The sequence below is a fragment of the Streptomyces sp. NPDC051987 genome (assembly GCF_040680735.1).
In the GTDB taxonomy this organism is placed as follows: domain Bacteria; phylum Actinomycetota; class Actinomycetes; order Streptomycetales; family Streptomycetaceae; genus Streptomyces.
Map to the genome: position 1 here is coordinate 15,015 of NZ_JBFAXI010000099.1, position 15,271 is coordinate 30,285.

The 15,271-nt window shown below is 71.6% G+C and carries 10 protein-coding genes; 3 read left to right on the forward strand and 7 right to left on the reverse strand.

Annotated elements, in window-relative coordinates:
• Positions 1-23: 23 nt before the first annotated feature.
• From ftsH to AB0M11_RS34580, 6 genes are all read right to left on the reverse strand, one after another.
• Positions 24-1,967 (reverse strand): ATP-dependent zinc metalloprotease FtsH, encoded by a 1,944-nt coding sequence (ftsH, locus tag AB0M11_RS34555; protein ID WP_365712097.1) that lies wholly within the window; start codon positions 1,965-1,967, stop codon positions 24-26.
• 50 nt (positions 1,968-2,017) lie between these two features.
• Entirely contained in the window at positions 2,018-3,568 is a 1,551-nt protein-coding gene (ffh, locus tag AB0M11_RS34560) for a signal recognition particle protein (protein WP_365712098.1), read from the reverse strand.
• A 168-nt stretch (positions 3,569-3,736) separates the two neighbouring features.
• Entirely contained in the window at positions 3,737-6,196 is a 2,460-nt protein-coding gene (locus AB0M11_RS34565; RefSeq protein WP_365712099.1) for a [protein-PII] uridylyltransferase, read from the reverse strand.
• A gap of 35 nt (positions 6,197-6,231) precedes the next feature.
• On the reverse strand, positions 6,232-6,570 hold the full coding sequence (locus AB0M11_RS34570) for a P-II family nitrogen regulator (protein ID WP_089098508.1): 339 nt from the start codon (positions 6,568-6,570) through the stop codon (positions 6,232-6,234).
• On the reverse strand, positions 6,567-7,907 hold the full coding sequence (locus tag AB0M11_RS34575; RefSeq protein ID WP_365712100.1) for an ammonium transporter: 1,341 nt from the start codon (positions 7,905-7,907) through the stop codon (positions 6,567-6,569). The genes AB0M11_RS34570 and AB0M11_RS34575 overlap by 4 nt, the downstream gene beginning before the upstream one ends.
• 333 nt (positions 7,908-8,240) lie before the next feature.
• Positions 8,241-9,725 (reverse strand): hypothetical protein, encoded by a 1,485-nt coding sequence (locus AB0M11_RS34580; RefSeq protein ID WP_365712101.1) that lies wholly within the window; start codon positions 9,723-9,725, stop codon positions 8,241-8,243.
• A gap of 458 nt (positions 9,726-10,183) precedes the next feature.
• Here AB0M11_RS34580 and AB0M11_RS34585 point away from each other — a divergent pair, with 458 nt between their 5' ends.
• On the forward strand, positions 10,184-10,840 hold the full coding sequence (locus AB0M11_RS34585; RefSeq protein WP_365712102.1) for a bifunctional DNA primase/polymerase: 657 nt from the start codon (positions 10,184-10,186) through the stop codon (positions 10,838-10,840).
• Positions 10,841-10,958: 118 nt separating this feature from the next.
• Here AB0M11_RS34585 and ftsY read toward each other — a convergent pair whose 3' ends face one another.
• Positions 10,959-12,161: a signal recognition particle-docking protein FtsY gene (gene ftsY / locus AB0M11_RS34590; protein ID WP_365712103.1), complete on the reverse strand. Its 1,203-nt coding sequence runs from the start codon at positions 12,159-12,161 to the stop codon at positions 10,959-10,961.
• A gap of 138 nt (positions 12,162-12,299) precedes the next feature.
• Here ftsY and AB0M11_RS34595 point away from each other — a divergent pair, with 138 nt between their 5' ends.
• Both AB0M11_RS34595 and AB0M11_RS34600 read left to right on the forward strand, forming a co-directional pair.
• On the forward strand, positions 12,300-13,775 hold the full coding sequence (locus AB0M11_RS34595) for a cytosine permease (protein WP_365712104.1): 1,476 nt from the start codon (positions 12,300-12,302) through the stop codon (positions 13,773-13,775).
• A 53-nt stretch (positions 13,776-13,828) separates the two neighbouring features.
• Positions 13,829-14,800: an LLM class flavin-dependent oxidoreductase gene (locus tag AB0M11_RS34600; protein WP_365712105.1), complete on the forward strand. Its 972-nt coding sequence runs from the start codon at positions 13,829-13,831 to the stop codon at positions 14,798-14,800.
• The last annotated feature ends 471 nt before the right edge of the window (positions 14,801-15,271 follow it).

The following is a 15,271-nucleotide window of genomic DNA, read 5'->3' on the forward strand; positions in this document are numbered from 1 at the left end:
GCTCAAACCAGGGCGCTCGAAGGTCAGGCCTCGTCCAGGTCCTTGGTCAGGCGGGTGATGCCCGCGATGCGGTACGCGTCCGCCTCCTCCAGGGTCTCGTTCTCCAGGAGGGCCTGTGCGAGGGCGTCCAGCTGGCCGCGGTGGTCGCGGAGTTTGCGGCAGGCCTCCTCGTAGCACTCGTCGACGATCCGGCGCATCTCGGTGTCGATCACGTCGAGGGTCTGGGGTGCGGCGGCGAGGCCGTAGGCCTGCTGCGCGTCGCTCGGGAGGGCGGAGAGGCGGCCGACCTCCTCGCTCATGCCCCAGCGGGAGACCATGCCGCGCGCGATGCCGGTGACCTGTTCCAGGTCGCTCTCCGAGCCGGTGGTGATCACGCCGTAGACGACCTGCTCGGCGGCCATGCCGCCGAGGGCGCCGATGATCCGGCCGCGCAGGTACTCCTCGGTGTACGCGTACTTGTCGGCGTCCGGCGTGGAGAGCGTGACGCCGAGGGCGCGGCCGCGCGGCACGATGGTGATCTTGCGGACCGGGTCGGCACCGGGCTGCAGCATGCCCAGCAGGGCGTGCCCGCTCTCGTGGTAGGCGGTGCGCCTGCGCTCCTCCTCCGGCATGACCAGGGGGCGCTCGGCGCCCAGCTGGACCTTCTCCAGGGCCTCCGAGAGGTCGGACTGGGTGACCTTGTCCTGTTTGCGCTTGACGGCGAGCAGGGCGGCCTCGTTGGCGAGGTTGGCCAGTTCGGCGCCGGTCATGCCCGGGGTCGTGCGGGCCACCTGGGCGAGGTCGACGTCCGGGGCGAGCGGGATCTGGCGGGTGTGGATCTGCAGGATGGCCTCACGGCCGGTGCGGTCCGGCGGCGAGACCTGGACGACGCGGTCGAAGCGGCCGGGGCGGGTCAGGGCCGGGTCGAGGATGTCGGCACGGTTGGTGGCCGCGATGACGATGACGCCCTCCGAACCGGAGAAGCCGTCCATCTCGGTGAGGATCTGGTTGAGGGTCTGCTCGCGCTCGTCGTGGCCGCCCATGGACGCGCCGCCGCCGCGGGCCCGGCCGATGGTGTCGATCTCGTCGATGAAGATGATGGAGGGGGCGACCTTGCGGGCCTCGGCGAACAGTTCGCGCACGCGGGAGGCGCCGACACCGACGATCATCTCGATGAACTCGGAGGCCGAGGCCGAGAAGAACGGCACCCCCGCCTCGCCGGCGACGGCCCGCGCGAGCAGCGTCTTGCCGGTGCCGGGCGGGCCGGCCAGCAGCACGCCGCGGGGCATCTTGGCGCCCATCTTCCGGTAGGCGTCGGGGTTCTTCAGGAAGTCGACGACGTCGTTGAGTTCACCCTCGACCTCGTCGATGCCTGCCACGTCCTCGAAGGTGGTCCGCTGCTGTCCGGGCTCCAGTTCGACCGGCTTGGGCGGCGCCTTGCGGCCCAGCATGCCGCCCGCGCCGCCGAGCCCCGCGCTCATCCGGCGGGCGATGAAGACCCACACCGCGACCAGGATGATGATCGGCGCCAGGGAGATCAGCAGATTGGCGAGAAAGCTGCGGTGCTGGACGACCGGTTCCGCGGTGACCGTCACGTCGTGCTTGGTCAGGCTGGTCCAGAGGTCGTCCCCGGCGAACGACGGGCGCTCGGTGTTGAACTTGGTGTAGTTCCCGCCGCCCTCGGGGTTCTTCTGCTCTTTCCTCAGCTGCCCCTGGATCGAGTCGCCCTTGGCGTAGATCTTCTCGACGTTGCCCGCGTCCACCTGCCTGCTGAACTCGGTGTACGAGATCGTCGGCTCGTTCGCCTGGTCGAAGTACGACAGCACCAGGTTGGCCAGCAGGTACACGACCAGCGCGGTGACGATCAGCCGCCACCAGCCGCCGTGCATCTTCCGCCCGCCGTTCGGCGGCTTGGGCGGCTCCTCGGGAGCGCCCTCGGTACGCCACGGCTGGTCGGGGGACTTGCGCGGCGGCGCGGGGTTGGTCATATGCGGACGTTACGACAAGGACCAACCCCTGGCACTCGCTATGGGTGAACTCAGCCCATGAACTTCTTGAACTCGTCCGGCAGCTCGAAGTTCTCGGCACCCTGCTGCGGCAGCCCGAAGGCGTTCCCGCCCTGGGCGGCGGCCTCGCGGCGCTGGGCCTCCTCCAGCTCCTGCTGCTTGCGCTTCATCGGGTTGCCGGAGCGCTGCTTGCCCTTGGCCTGCTTCGGCTGCTTCTTCTGCCGGCCGGGGCCGCCGCCCATGCCCGGGATCCCCGGCATGCCCGGCAGGCCCCCGCCCTGTGCCATGCGGGACATCATCTTGCGGGCCTCGAAGAACCGCTCGACGAGTCCCTTCACGGCGCTGACCTCGACACCGGAGCCCTTGGCGATACGCGCGCGGCGCGAGCCGTTGATGATCGTCGGGTCCTGGCGCTCGCCCGGGGTCATCGACTTGATGATCGCGCCGATGCGGTCGACCTCGCGCTCGTCGAGGTTGTTGATCTGGTCCTTGATCTGGCCCATGCCCGGCAGCATCCCGAGGAGCTTCGAGATGGAACCCATCTTCCTGACCTGTTCCATCTGGGCCAGGAAGTCGTCCAGGGTGAAGTCCTGGCCCTTCTTCGACGCCAGCTTGGAGGCCATCTTCTGGGCCTCTTCCTGGCTGAACGTCTTCTCCGCCTGCTCGATCAGGGTGAGCAGGTCACCCATGTCGAGGATGCGGGAGGCCATCCGGTCCGGGTGGAAGGCGTCGAAGTCCTCCAGCTTCTCGCCGTTCGACGCGAACATGATCGGCTTGCCGGTGACCTGGCGGATGGAGAGCGCGGCACCACCGCGGGCGTCGCCGTCGAGCTTGGACAGGACGACTCCGTCGAAGCCGACGCCGTCGCGGAAGGCCTCGGCGGTGGTGACGGCGTCCTGGCCGATCATGGCGTCGACGACGAAGAGGATCTCGTCGGGCGAGACGGCGTCCCGGATGTCGGCCGCCTGCTGCATCAGCTCCTGGTCGATGCCGAGCCGGCCGGCGGTGTCCACGATCACGATGTCGTGGACCTTGGACTTCGCGAAGTCGATGGAGTCCTTGGCGACCTTCACGGGGTCGCCGACGCCGTTGCCCGGCTCGGGGGCGTAGACGGCGACCCCGGCCCGGTCGGCCACCACGCTCAGCTGGTTGACGGCGTTGGGGCGCTGGAGGTCGGCGGCGACGAGCAGCGGGGAGTGGCCCTGCTCCTTGAGCCAGCGGCCGAGCTTGCCCGCGAGGGTGGTCTTGCCGGCGCCCTGGAGACCGGCCAGCATGATCACGGTGGGCGGCTGCTTGGCGAAGCGCAGCCGACGGGTCTCGCCGCCGAGGATCGTGACCAGCTCGTCGTTGACGATCTTCAGAACCTGCTGGGCCGGGTTCAGCGCCTTGGAGACCTCGGCTCCGAGCGCCCGCTCCTTGACGTTCTTGATGAACGTGCGGACGACCGGGAGGGCCACGTCGGCTTCGAGGAGCGCGATGCGGATTTCCCTGGCCGTGGCGTCGATGTCCGCCTCGCTGAGCCGGCCCTTGCCCCGGAGGGACTTGAACGTGGCTGAGAGGCGATCAGAAAGGGTATCGAACACGGCTGCGTCGGTCCTCGGCTTAGGCGACAGTCTGGGCTGCCCTCCAGGGTATCCGGCCGCGCAAGCGAATCATCCCCACCCGCTGATCCGCGGGCGGGGACGGGACCTGACCGTCCCCGCCGCGGCGAGGGGCACACACCCGGTGGAACGCGTGACACGCGCCCGGGGTCACGCCCGCAGCGTCTCCTCCAGTTTCCTGGCCACGGAAGCCGCCTCCTCCGCGGGCAGGGGCGCGTGGTCGGTGCCGGTCACGTAGAAGGCGTCGACGGCGTTGGAGCCGAGCGTGCTGACGTGCGCGCTGCGCACCCGTACCTCGGCGTCCTCCAGCGCGCTGCCGATGCGGAACAGCAGGCCCGGCGCGTCCTGGGCGCGGACCTCGAAGACCGTCGCGTGCCGGGAGGCCGCGGAAGCCACCGTGACGCGCGGCGGCGGGGCCACCCGGCCCCGGCGCCGCGGGTAGGCGGCGTCCCGCTCGGCGAGGCGGCCGGCGATGTCCAGGGAGCCGTCCAGGGCACGGACCAGGTCGGCGCGGAGCCGGGCCGCCTGCGGCAGCGAGCCGTACTCGGCCGCGACCCGCCAGTCGAGGAGCAGGACGGTGCCGTCGTCGACGTCGGCGGGGAGCTGCAGGGCGCGCAGTTCGGCCGTGCGGACCGTGAGGCGGTGCACGGCCAGCACCCCGGCGACGGCGGGCAGGACGCCCGGCTGGTCGGGTACGGCGATGATCAGCTCGACGCCGAGCGGTTCGGGGTCGCCCGCGGGCTCCTCGCCGGCGGCCGGCGGCTCGGTCTGGGCGCGCAGGGCCAGCACCGGGGCACCGGTGCGGTGGGCCTCGATGGCCAGCCGCTCCTGCTCGGCCGTGGGGGCGCCCGGCTCGGGCTCCTCGTCGGCGGTCTCCCCGGCGAGGACCGCCGAGACCCGCTTCACCAGGTCGGCGACGAGCGAGCCGCGCCAGGCCGACCAGGCGGCCGGGCCGGTGGCCAGCGCGTCGGCCTCGGTGAGGGCGTGCAGCAGCTCCAGGGTGCTCTGCGTGCCGACCGCGTCGGCGACCAGGCGGACGGTGGCCGGGTCGTCCAGGTCGCGCCGGGTGGCGGTCTCGATGAGCAGCAGGTGGTGGCGTACCAGGGTCGCCAGGACCGCCACGTCGGCGTGGTCGAAGCCGATCCTGGCGGCCACGTCCTTGACGATGATCTCGCCGGCCACCGAGTGGTCGCCGGGCCAGCCCTTGCCGATGTCGTGCAGCAGGGCGGCCACCAGCAGCAGGTCGGGGCGGTGGACGCGGCGAGTGAACTCGGAGGCGCGGACGGCGGTCTCGATGAGGTGCCGGTCGACGGTCCAGATGTGCACGGCGTTGCGCTGCGGGCGGCAGCGCACCCGCTCCCAGTCGGGCAGCAGGCGGGTGATCAGGCCCTCCGCCTCCAGCGCCTCCCAGACCTCCACGGTGGGGCGGCCGGAGCCGAGCAGGGTGACCAGCTGCTCGCGGGCCTCGGCGGGCCAGGGCGTGGGCAGCGGGCGGGCGGTGGCGGCCATCCGCCGTACGGCGTGCAGGGAGAGCGGGAGGCCGGCCTGGGCGGCGGCGGCCGCGGCGCGCAGCGGGAGCACGGGGTCGCGTTCGGGGCGGGCGGCGCGGGCGAGCACCACCTCGCCGTCCTGTTCCACGACGCCCTCGGCGAGCGGGGAACGCTCGGCGACCGGCTTCCCACCGCCCAGCATGGCGCGCAGCCGTGGGCGGACGGCGCGCGAGCGCAGCACGCGCCCCACCTCGCGCCAGGTGACGTCGCTGGCGTAGGAGATGACGCGGGCGGACTCGTAGACCTGGCGCAGCAGGGTGTCGGCGTCGAGGAGGTCCAGTTCGGCGGCGACCTGGTCCTGCTCCTGGAGCGCCAGGCGGTCGGTGGCACGCCCTGTGGTCAGGTGCAGGGCGTCCCGGACGTCGAGGAGGCGCCGGCGGGCGTCGGCGAGCCCCTCGCGAGGGGCGTCGGCCAGCCAGGAGGCGGCGACGGCGCGCAGGGCGGTGGCGTCGCGGAGGCCGCCGCGGGCCTCCTTGAGGTCGGGTTCCAGGAGGTACTGGAGCTCGCCCTGGCGTTCGGCGCGCTCGGCACAGAGTTCCTGGAGTTCGGGGAGGCGTTTGGGCGCCTGGTTGCGCCAGTCGGCGAGGATCGCGGTGCGCAGTCCGGAGGTGAGGCCGAGGTCGCCGGCGAGGTGGCGGGCGTCGAGGAGGCCGAGCTGGACCTTGAGGTCCTCGCCGGCGGTCTTCCGGGCCTCGGCCGGGGTGCGCACGGAGTGGTCGAGGGCCAGGCCCAGGTCCCAGACGGGGTACCAGAGCCGGTCGGCGACCGCGGCCACCGCGCCGGCGTCGCCGCCGTCGTGCAGCAGCAGGAGGTCCAGGTCGCTGCGTGGGGAGAGCTCGCCGCGGCCGTAGCCGCCGACGGCGACGAGCGAGACGCCGCCCCTGATGCCCTCGGTGGCCGCCGCGAACAGCCCGGTCAGCCATTCGTCGGTCAGCTGGGAGAGGGCGGCACGGCGCGGCGGCCCGGACCGCGCCTCCTCGGTGAGGAGGCGCAGCCGGGCCGCCGCGTAGCCGCTGGGTCCCGTGTTCTCCGCGTCGTTCCGAACTTCCGTACCCGTCACCCAGCGACTCCTGCCTGTATTCAGGTGGTTCTGTTCTACAGCGCGTCCGGGCCGCGTTCGCCGGTGCGGACCCGTACGGCGGTCTCGACCGGGACCGACCAGACCTTGCCGTCACCGATCTTGCCGGTGCGGGCGGCCTTGACGACGACGTCGATCAGCTGTTCGGCGTCCTCGTCCTCGGCCAGCACCTCGATACGGATCTTGGGCACCAGGTCGACCGTGTACTCGGCACCACGGTAGACCTCGGTGTGGCCGCGCTGCCGACCGTAGCCGCTGGCCTCGGTGACCGTGAGGCCGTGGACGCCGAAGGCCTGCAGGGCCTCCTTGATCTCGTCGAGCCGGTGAGGCTTCACGACGGCGGTGATGAGCTTCATGCGTCCACCTTCTTGCTGGATCCGGCGAGGGCCGCGGCGGAGACGGAGCCGACGACACCGCCGCCCGCACCGCTGAAGTCGTATGCAGTCTCGGCGTGCTCGGCCTGGTCGATGCCGGAGACCTCCTCGTCCTCGGTGACCCGCATGCCGAGGGTCTTGTCGAGGAGGAAGGCGAGGACCGCGGAGGCGACCAGGGAGTAGGCGAGGACCGCGCCGACACCGGCGAACTGCTTCCACAGCTGGGTGAAGGAGTGGTCGCCGTAGAAGACGCCGGTCGCGGTGGACTGGCCCTTGCCGGTGGCGAAGAAGCCGATGAGCAGGGAGCCGATGATGCCGCCGACCATGTGAACGCCGACCACGTCGAGGGAGTCGTCGTAGCCGAACTTGAACTTCAGGCCGACGGCCGCGGCACAGGCGACACCGGCGATGGCGCCGACGGCGATCGCGCCGAGCGGGGAGACCGCACCACCGGACGGGGTGATCGCGACCAGACCGGCGACCGCGCCGGAGGCGGCACCCAGCGTGGTGAACGCGCCGTGCCGGATCTTCTCGTAGGCGAGCCAGGCGAGCATGGCGGCGGCGGTCGCGACCTGCGTGTTGACGAACATCAGCGCGCCGACGCCGTCGTCGTTGCCGAGCCACGAGCCGGCGTTGAAGCCGAACCAGCCGAACCACAGCAGACCGGCGCCGAGCATGACCAGCGGGAGGCTGTGCGGGCGCATCGGGTCCTTCTTGAAGCCGACGCGCTTGCCGATGACCAGGATGACGCCGAGGGCGCCGGCACCGGCGTTGATGTGGACCGCGGTACCACCGGCGAAGTCGATCACGCCGAGCTTGTAGGCCCAGCCGTCGGCACCCCAGACCCAGTGGGCGACCGGCACGTAGACGATCGTGAGCCACAGGGCGACGAAGAGCGCCCAGGCCGAGAACTTCACGCGGTCCGCGATGGCACCGCTTATCAGGGCCGGGGTGATGACGGCGAACATCATCTGGAAGACCATGAACACGAAGACCGGGATCGTGTACCCGGGCCAGAGCTCCGTCAGTCCGACGTTGCTCATGCCCAGCCAGTGGGAGTCGTAGCCGATGAAGCCGTTGCTGGTGCCGAAGGCCAGGGAGAAGCCGTAGAGCACCCACAGGATGGTGACGATCCCGATGCTGACGAAGCTCATCATCAGCATGTTCAGGGTGCTCTTGACGCGGACCATGCCTCCGTAGAAGAAGGCGAGGCCCGGCGTCATGAGCAGCACCAGGGCGGAACAGATGAGCATGAAGCCTGTGTTCGCGGAGGACAGCTTGGGTGCCTCCGCGGCAAGCGTGATGGCGGCTGATGCCATCGGCGTCTCCTCGTCGATTGGTACGGCCCCGGGTGCGGGCGTTGCCTGAGTGCGGTCCGGTCAAGCGGGGGGTGGGCCGGTTATGCGCCATGAGATTGACGCAGCGCGGTTTCGGACACCGCCCCTCGTTGTTTCGCCGCAGTGACGAAGGAGTCTCGGGTGTTACGCCTCGATGAACTGGCTGATGTACGCCGACTGGATCGTTATCGTGGCGCAACCTTCACTTCGAGGAAGGAAACCGGCCGCGGCGGCCTTCCGATGACCTGGCGTGGGGGAGCCGAGTCGGGCAGTCGGGAGGGCCGGCCGCGGCCGGGGTCTTGGGATTGCCGGTTGTCAGACCGCCTCGGCGGTCTCCGGGAGGTCGACGGCGAGCTGTTCGGTGAGGTCGACGACGGCCGCGAGGTCGCCGTGATCGCGGACAGCCGAGTCGACGGTCTTTCGAATACGAGTGTTGACCCGCTCGGAGCGCACCTTCTTCGCGACACCCATGGCCTGGGTGGCCAGTACCGTGCTCTGCTCGGGCTCGCCCCGCAGCAGGTGCACGGTGGCCATGCCGATGAGGTTGAGTGCGTACGACCGCTGGTGCTCGGTGTCCTTGGCGAACAGCTCCACGGCCTTCTGCATCAGCGGCTCCGCCAGGGAGGCGTAGGTGGGGCTGCGGCCGGCGACATAGGCGAGGTCGCGGAAGGAGTGGCTGTTCTCGCCGTAGAGCTCGGCCTCGGAGAAGAACCGGATCCAGTCGGGGTCCGGGTCGTCCCATTCGTCGGCCTCGGCGAAGGTGTCCTCGGCCATCCGGACCGCCCGCTTGCACTTGCCGGGCTGCCCCATGTTGGCGTAGGCGCGGGCCTCCATCGCATACAGCATCGACTGGGTGCGGGGACTGGCGCAGTCCCGGCTGCCGTACTGGGCGAGGTGGATCAGCTCCAGCGCGTCGTCGGGCCGGCCGAGGTGGATCATCTGGCGGCTCATGCTGGAGAGGATGTACGAGCCCAGCGGCTTGTCACCGGCTTCCTTCGCCGCGTGCAGGGCGAGCACGAAGTACTTCTGGGCGGTCGGCTGGAGGCCCACGTCGTACGACATCCAGCCGGCCAGTTCGGCCAGCTCGGCGGCGACCTTGAAGAGCTTGCGGGCGGTGGTCTCGGGCTGGGGCTCCTGGAGGAGGTCGGTGACCTCGTGCAGCTGGCCGACGACCGCCTTGCGCCGCAGGCCGCCGCCGCACTGGGCGTCCCACTGGCGGAACATCACCGTGGTGGACTCCAGCAGCTCCAGCTCGGGCCGGGACAGACGCCCGGGGCGGCGGGACTCGGCACCGGACTCGGGAGGTGGCTGCGGGCCGCCGGGCGAGGGGACCAGCCAGCGCTGCATGGGCTCGATGAGGGACGGGCCCGCCGACAGCACCAGCGACGTTCCGAGGAAGCCGCGCCGCGCCAGCATCAGGTCGCTGCGCGAGAACTCGCTGAGCAGGGCGACTGTCTGCGGGCCCGTCCAGGGCAGGTCGACGCCGGTCGCGGAGGGTGACTGGCGGGCGGCCCGCAGCCCCAGGTCCTCGACCGAGACGACACAGCCGAACCGCTCGGAGAACAGCTCGGAGAGGATCCGGGGGATCGGCTCGCGCGGGTTCTCCCCGTCCAGCCAGCGGCGCACTCTGGACGTGTCCGTGGAGATGTGGTTGGCGCCCAACTGGCGTGCCCTGCGGTTCACTTGCCGAGCCAGCTCGCCCTTCGACCAGCCGCTGCGCACGAACCACGAGTTGAGCAGCTCATTGGGGCGCTTGTCCGTGCTGGTCGCGGTCGTCCCGCCACCGCTGTTGCCGCCCACTGGAACGCCCCCATCCCTGAGACCACTTGAAGCCGGATACGCCAAGCCCTATCAGAATGCCGGTAAATACGGCTGCCCGTCCGGTAGTTCTCACCCTTCGAACGGGCTGCCCAGTTGCCTCCGGCATACCCACGAGTGCATGTGCCCTCAGGCCTCGTGCACTCAAAGTAATCCTACGATCACTGCTCCAGCCATGGCGAACCCGCAAACGCCACCATTCGCCACCCCTTCGAATGAAGTCGCGACGCCCGTGGCGCGATTCACTTGACATAGGACGGCCAGGAGTAGGCGGAGAGGTGCACTCGGGGGGCGCACACCCTCAGGCGCACCACCCGAGGGGCTTCAGGGCGCTGCCATGACCTTGCGGGCACGGGGGGTAGGCGAGCCGTAGCGTCACGTTCCGTTTCCGTCTCGCTCCGTGGCGTAACCACCGGCGCGCCGGACCCGTTGGAGGGGGCATGGGCTTCACGATCGGCGGCATTCGCGAGATCCGCTCCGGCACACGCCGACGCGGTCGCTCCTCGGACTGCACGGCCGTCGCCGAGTTCACCGGACTGTGGGGCTGGGACGTGGTCCCGGGCGCCCGCACCGCGGCCGGAGCATGCTCCTGCGGGCACGCCGACTGCCCCGCGCCCGGGGCGCATCCGCTGGACTTCGCGCCCCCGGTGCCCGCGGGGGCCACGCTCGACGAGGTCACCAAGGCCTGGGGGGAATTCCCGGGTGCCGCGGTGATGCTGCCGGTCGGCCGCGCGTTCGACGTGATCGAGGTCGCCGAGCCCGCCGGGCGCCGCGCCCTGGTCCGCCTGGAGCGCATGGGCCTGCCGCTCGGCCCGGTCACCGCCACCCCGGACGGCCGCGCCCACTTCTTCGTGGCCCCCGGCGCCACCGCGGAACTCCCCGAACTGCTCTACCGCCTCGGCTGGGACGACCCGACCTCCCTGGACCTGCACGGCCTCGGCAGGGGCAGCCACATCACCGCCCCGCCGTCCGACCGGGGCGGCCTGGGCCCGGTCCGCTGGCTGCGCCCGCCGGCCCTGGACTCGGCGACGAGGCCACCGGCGGCGCGGCTGCTGCTGGGGACGCTGGCGTACGTGGCGCACCGGTCCCGGGTGTAGCCGCGGCGGACCGGGGCAGCCCGGGGCGGCCCACACGCCGAAGCGCCCGTCCCTGACCGTGTGCCGGGGATCGGGCGCTTCTCCGCGGTTTGCGGAGGGAGTGCGAACACCCTCCTGATCAGTCACCGATAAGGGCGTCCACGAACGCCTCCGGCTCGAACGGCGCCAGGTCGTCCGCGCCCTCACCGAGGCCGATGAGCTTGACGGGGACACCCAGTTCACGCTGGACCGCGATCACGATGCCGCCCTTGGCGGTGCCGTCCAGCTTGGTGAGGACGATGCCCGTGATGTCGACGACCTCGGCGAAGACCCGGGCCTGGACCAGGCCGTTCTGGCCGGTGGTGGCGTCGAGGACGAGCAGCACCTCGTCCAGCGGGGCGTGCTTCTCGACGACCCGCTTCACCTTGCCGAGCTCGTCCATCAGGCCGGTCTTGGTGTGCAGTCGCCCGGCGGTGTCGATGAGCACCACGTCGACGCCCATCTCCTTGCCCTCCTTCACCGCGTCGAAGGCGACGGAGGCGGGATCGCCGGCCTCCGGGCCGCGCACGGTGTGGGCGCCCACCCGCTCGCCCCAGGTCTGGAGCTGGTCGGCGGCGGCGGCCCGGAAGGTGTCGGCGGCGCCGAGCACGACCGTACGGCCGTCGGCCACCAGGACGCGCGCGAGCTTGCCGGTGGTGGTGGTCTTGCCGGTGCCGTTGACCCCGACGACCATCACGATGCCCGGCTTGCGGTCGGCCGGCTCGGTCTTCACCACCCGGTCGACGTCGGTGCCGACCAGCTTGAGCAGCTCCTCACGGAGCAGGCCGCGCAGCTCGACGGGGGTGCGGGTGCCGAGCACCTTGACCCGCTCGCGCAGCCGTTCGACCAATTCGGTGGTGGGCTGCACACCGACGTCAGCGGTGAGCAGGGTGTCCTCGATCTCCTCCCAGGTCTCGTCGTCGAGGTGCTCGCGCGACAGCAGCGTGAGCAGCCCCTTGCCGAGGGCGGTCTGGGAACGGGAGAGCCGGGCGCGAAGCCGGACCAGCCGGCCGGCGGTGGGCTCCGGGATCTCGATCTCGGGCGCTTCGACCGCGGGGGGCTCTTCGACGGCGACGGGAGCCGAGCCGTCGGGAAGGTCGACCTCCTCTATCGTCCGGCGCGGTTCGTCGCGCGGCGTCTCGGCCTCGTCGCCGACGTGCGGCTCGGCCGGGGGCGCGGTGATGTCGGGCGCGGCGGGGGGCGGCGGGGGCAGCGGCTTCTTGCGCCGGCTGCCGATGACGAGCCCGCCGAGCGCGCCGAGCACGACCACGGCGATGACTACAGCAAGGATGACGGTTTCCATAACGGGACCAGTATCCATCTCTCCCCCGCGGCCGACTTTGCTCCCTCGCGCGGGAGTTTCCGGATGATCCGTCGAAGCCGGTCATTCCTTTTGTCATCTTTTGATGAGGTTGGTCGGGCTCACGTACGATGACTGACCATGAGCACCACCGCCCACCACGATGGCGCGCTGGAACATCTCGAAGAGTCGCTGGAGCAGCACGGCCTCGAAACCCGGGGCATCGAACCGGTCCCTCACTCCGAGCGCACGGGCACACCCCGCGGCCTGCTCCCCACCTGGATCGCCGCCAACATCACCGTCCTGCTGGTGACCATGGGCGCGAGTCTGACGGTGTCGTTCGGGCTGAACTTGTGGCAGTCCCTGGTGGTCGGCTGCGCGGCGCCGGCCGTGTCGTACGGCCTGGTCGGGTTCATCGGCATGGCGGGCAGACGCGGCGGCGCGCCGGGCATGGCCCTCTCCCGCGCGGTCTTCGGCCAGCGCGGCAACCTGCTTCCGGGCGCCGTGATCTGGGTGGCGCGCTGGGGCTGGGAGACGATCAACGCCGTGACCGGCGCCTACGCGCTGCTGACCGTCCTGGACGTCCTCTTCGGGATCAGGAGCGACCCGGCGCTGATCATCGTCTCGCTCGTCCTCTTCGTGACCGCCACGTTCGCGGTCGCGGGCATGGGCATCGGGGCGGTGCGGCACTGCAACCGGTGGGCGACCTGGCTGTTCGGCGCCTTCTCGGTGCTGGTCCTCGGCCGGCTGATCGCGGTGACGGACTGGGCCGGGGTGTTCGGCCGACCCGCCGGCTCCGCGGCCGCGATGGTCACCGGGGCCGGTCTGATCGCGGCGGGCGGGATCAGCTGGGCACCGGCCGCGCCGGACTTCACACGGTATCTGCCGGGTACGGCGTCCTCGGCGGCGATCGTCCGCAACACGGTCGGCGGCGCCGGGCTCGTCGTCCTCCCGATGGTCCTCATGGGCGCGGTGCTGGCGGCCGCCACCCCGGGCCTCGCCAGGGCGGCCGACCCGGTCTCCTTCCTCGGCGAGGCCCTCCCCCGCTGGCTCGCGGTCCCCTATCTGCTCATCGCCCTGGTCGGGATGGTGACGATCAACGCGATGTCGACGTACTCGGCGGGCTTCGTCGCGCAGACGCTGGGCCTGCGCGTCCACCGGCACTGGGCGGTCTCGGTCAACGCGGTGATCTCGCTGGTCCTCGGCGGCGTCCTGATGCTGGTCGCGGCCTCCTTCCTGGCCTCCTTCATCGCCTTCCTGTCGCTGCTCGGGGTGGCGTTCTCGGCGTGGGTGGGCGTCTTCGGGGCCGACATGCTCCGGCGCCGGGAGTACGACGGCCCGGCCCTCCTCGACACCACGCGCTCCAGCGCCTACTGGTACCGGGCGGGCTTCTCCCCCGCCGCCGTCGCGGCCTGGGCGCTGGGCCTCGCCGCCGGCCTGGTCCTCACCACGTGCGCCTGGTTCACCGGACCGCTCGCCACCAACAACCCCGTCGGCCGTTACGGACTCGGCTGGCTCGCGACGGTCGTCGTCTCGGGGCTGCTGTACGCGGTGCTGCCCAAGCCGGCGGTGGTGCCGGGGCCCGCTGCCGGGGAGCGCTCGCCTATGGCTGTCTGACGCTTCGTCAGCTACCGTCCCCCGCACCAGCCGCCCGGTGAAGGGGGTCTCCCATGCCCGTCTCGGTCGTCCGTTTCAACCTCGTCGAACCCGGCGCCTCCCCGGCGACGCTGGGGGCGCGGTACCGAGCGGCCCTCGACATGGCCGCGTACGCCGACGAGCACGGGGTCACCACCGTGCAGACCGAGGAACACCACGGGGTCGACAACAACTGGCTGCCCTCGCCGTTCGCCTTCGCGGGCGCGGTGTTCGGGGCGACCCGGAGCATCGCGGTGACCGTGTCGGCGGTGATCGGGCCGCTGCACGACCCGCTGCGGCTCGCCGAGGAGATCGCCGTCCTCGACCTGCTCAGCGGGGGCCGCCTGGTGACGGTGGCCGGGATCGGATACCGGCCCGAGGAGTACGCCCTGTTCGACGTGGACTGGAAGCGGCGGGGGCGGCTCCAGGACGAGCTGCTGGAGACGCTGCTGAAGGCGTGGACCGGGGAGGAGTTCGAGTACCGGGGCCGTACGGTACGGGTCACCCCGCGCCCCTTCACCGACCCGCACCCGCTCCTCCTGGTCGGCGGCTCCTCCCGGGCCGCGGCCCGCCGCGCCGCGCGCCTCGGCCTGCCGTTCTTCCCGAGCGCGCATCTGCCGGAGCTGGAGGCCTACTACAAGGAGAAGCTCACCGAGTACGGCACGGAGGGCTGGACGATGATGCCCACGGCCGAGACGCCGCTGCTGCACATCGCCGAGGATCCCGACGACGCGTGGGCCCGGTACGGCGAGCACTTCCTGCACGAGGCCCGCACCTACGCGTCCTGGCAGTCCGGCGACATCCACTCGGCGGTGCGGTCCACCGCGACCACGGTCGGGGAACTCCGCGAGGAGGGCGTCTACCGCATCCTCACCCCGCAGGAGTGCGTGACGGCCGGCCTGGACAACCTGGTCCTCCATCCACTGGCGGGCGGCATGCCGCTGGAGGAGGGCTGGCGGAGCCTACGCCTGTTCACGGACACCGTGCTCCCGGCGCTGCCGGCGTGACGGAGGCCGGCCTGCCGACGGGCGGACCGGGACCGCTCGGCACCGCCGGAAACCACCGTCGTGGCTGATCGCCGTTGCGGCGGGAGCAGGGAAAGGGCGCGGTGGGATCGAGAGGGGTCCGGCGCCTGCGCGGCGGCGGGGGTGCGGGGCGGGTCGGCACCGCCGGGGAGCACCGTCGTGGCTGATCGCCGTTGCGGCGGGAGCAGGGAAAGGGCGCGGTGGGATCGAGAGGGGTCCGGCACCTGCGCGGCGGCGGGGGTGCGGGGCGGGTCGGCACCGCCGGGGAGCACCGTCGTGGCTGATCGCCGTTGCGGCGGGGTTGGGGAAAGGGGCGGAGCGTCGGTGCATGGGAGAGAAGGGCAAGGAGCACCGGTGCTCGGGAGAGAAATGCACGGAGCACCGGTGCCGGGGAGGGTGGGGTTCGGGGGCAAAGCCGTCGCCCCGCGCGGGCAGTGACCGGGCGGGGCAGAT

What these genes read in the sequence shown, in the direction of transcription:
- ftsH (WP_365712097.1), bottom strand. Translation starts at nt 1,967, where the DNA reads ATGACCAACCCCGCGCCGCCGCGCAAGTCCCCCGACCAGCCGTGGCGT.
- AB0M11_RS34570 (WP_089098508.1), bottom strand. Translation starts at nt 6,570, where the DNA reads ATGAAGCTCATCACCGCCGTCGTGAAGCCTCACCGGCTCGACGAGATC.
- AB0M11_RS34575 (WP_365712100.1), bottom strand. Translation starts at nt 7,907, where the DNA reads ATGGCATCAGCCGCCATCACGCTTGCCGCGGAGGCACCCAAGCTGTCC.
- AB0M11_RS34585 (WP_365712102.1), top strand. Translation starts at nt 10,184, where the DNA reads ATGGGCTTCACGATCGGCGGCATTCGCGAGATCCGCTCCGGCACACGC.
- ftsY (WP_365712103.1), bottom strand. Translation starts at nt 12,161, where the DNA reads ATGGAAACCGTCATCCTTGCTGTAGTCATCGCCGTGGTCGTGCTCGGC.
- AB0M11_RS34595 (WP_365712104.1), top strand. Translation starts at nt 12,300, where the DNA reads ATGAGCACCACCGCCCACCACGATGGCGCGCTGGAACATCTCGAAGAG.
- AB0M11_RS34600 (WP_365712105.1), top strand. Translation starts at nt 13,829, where the DNA reads ATGCCCGTCTCGGTCGTCCGTTTCAACCTCGTCGAACCCGGCGCCTCC.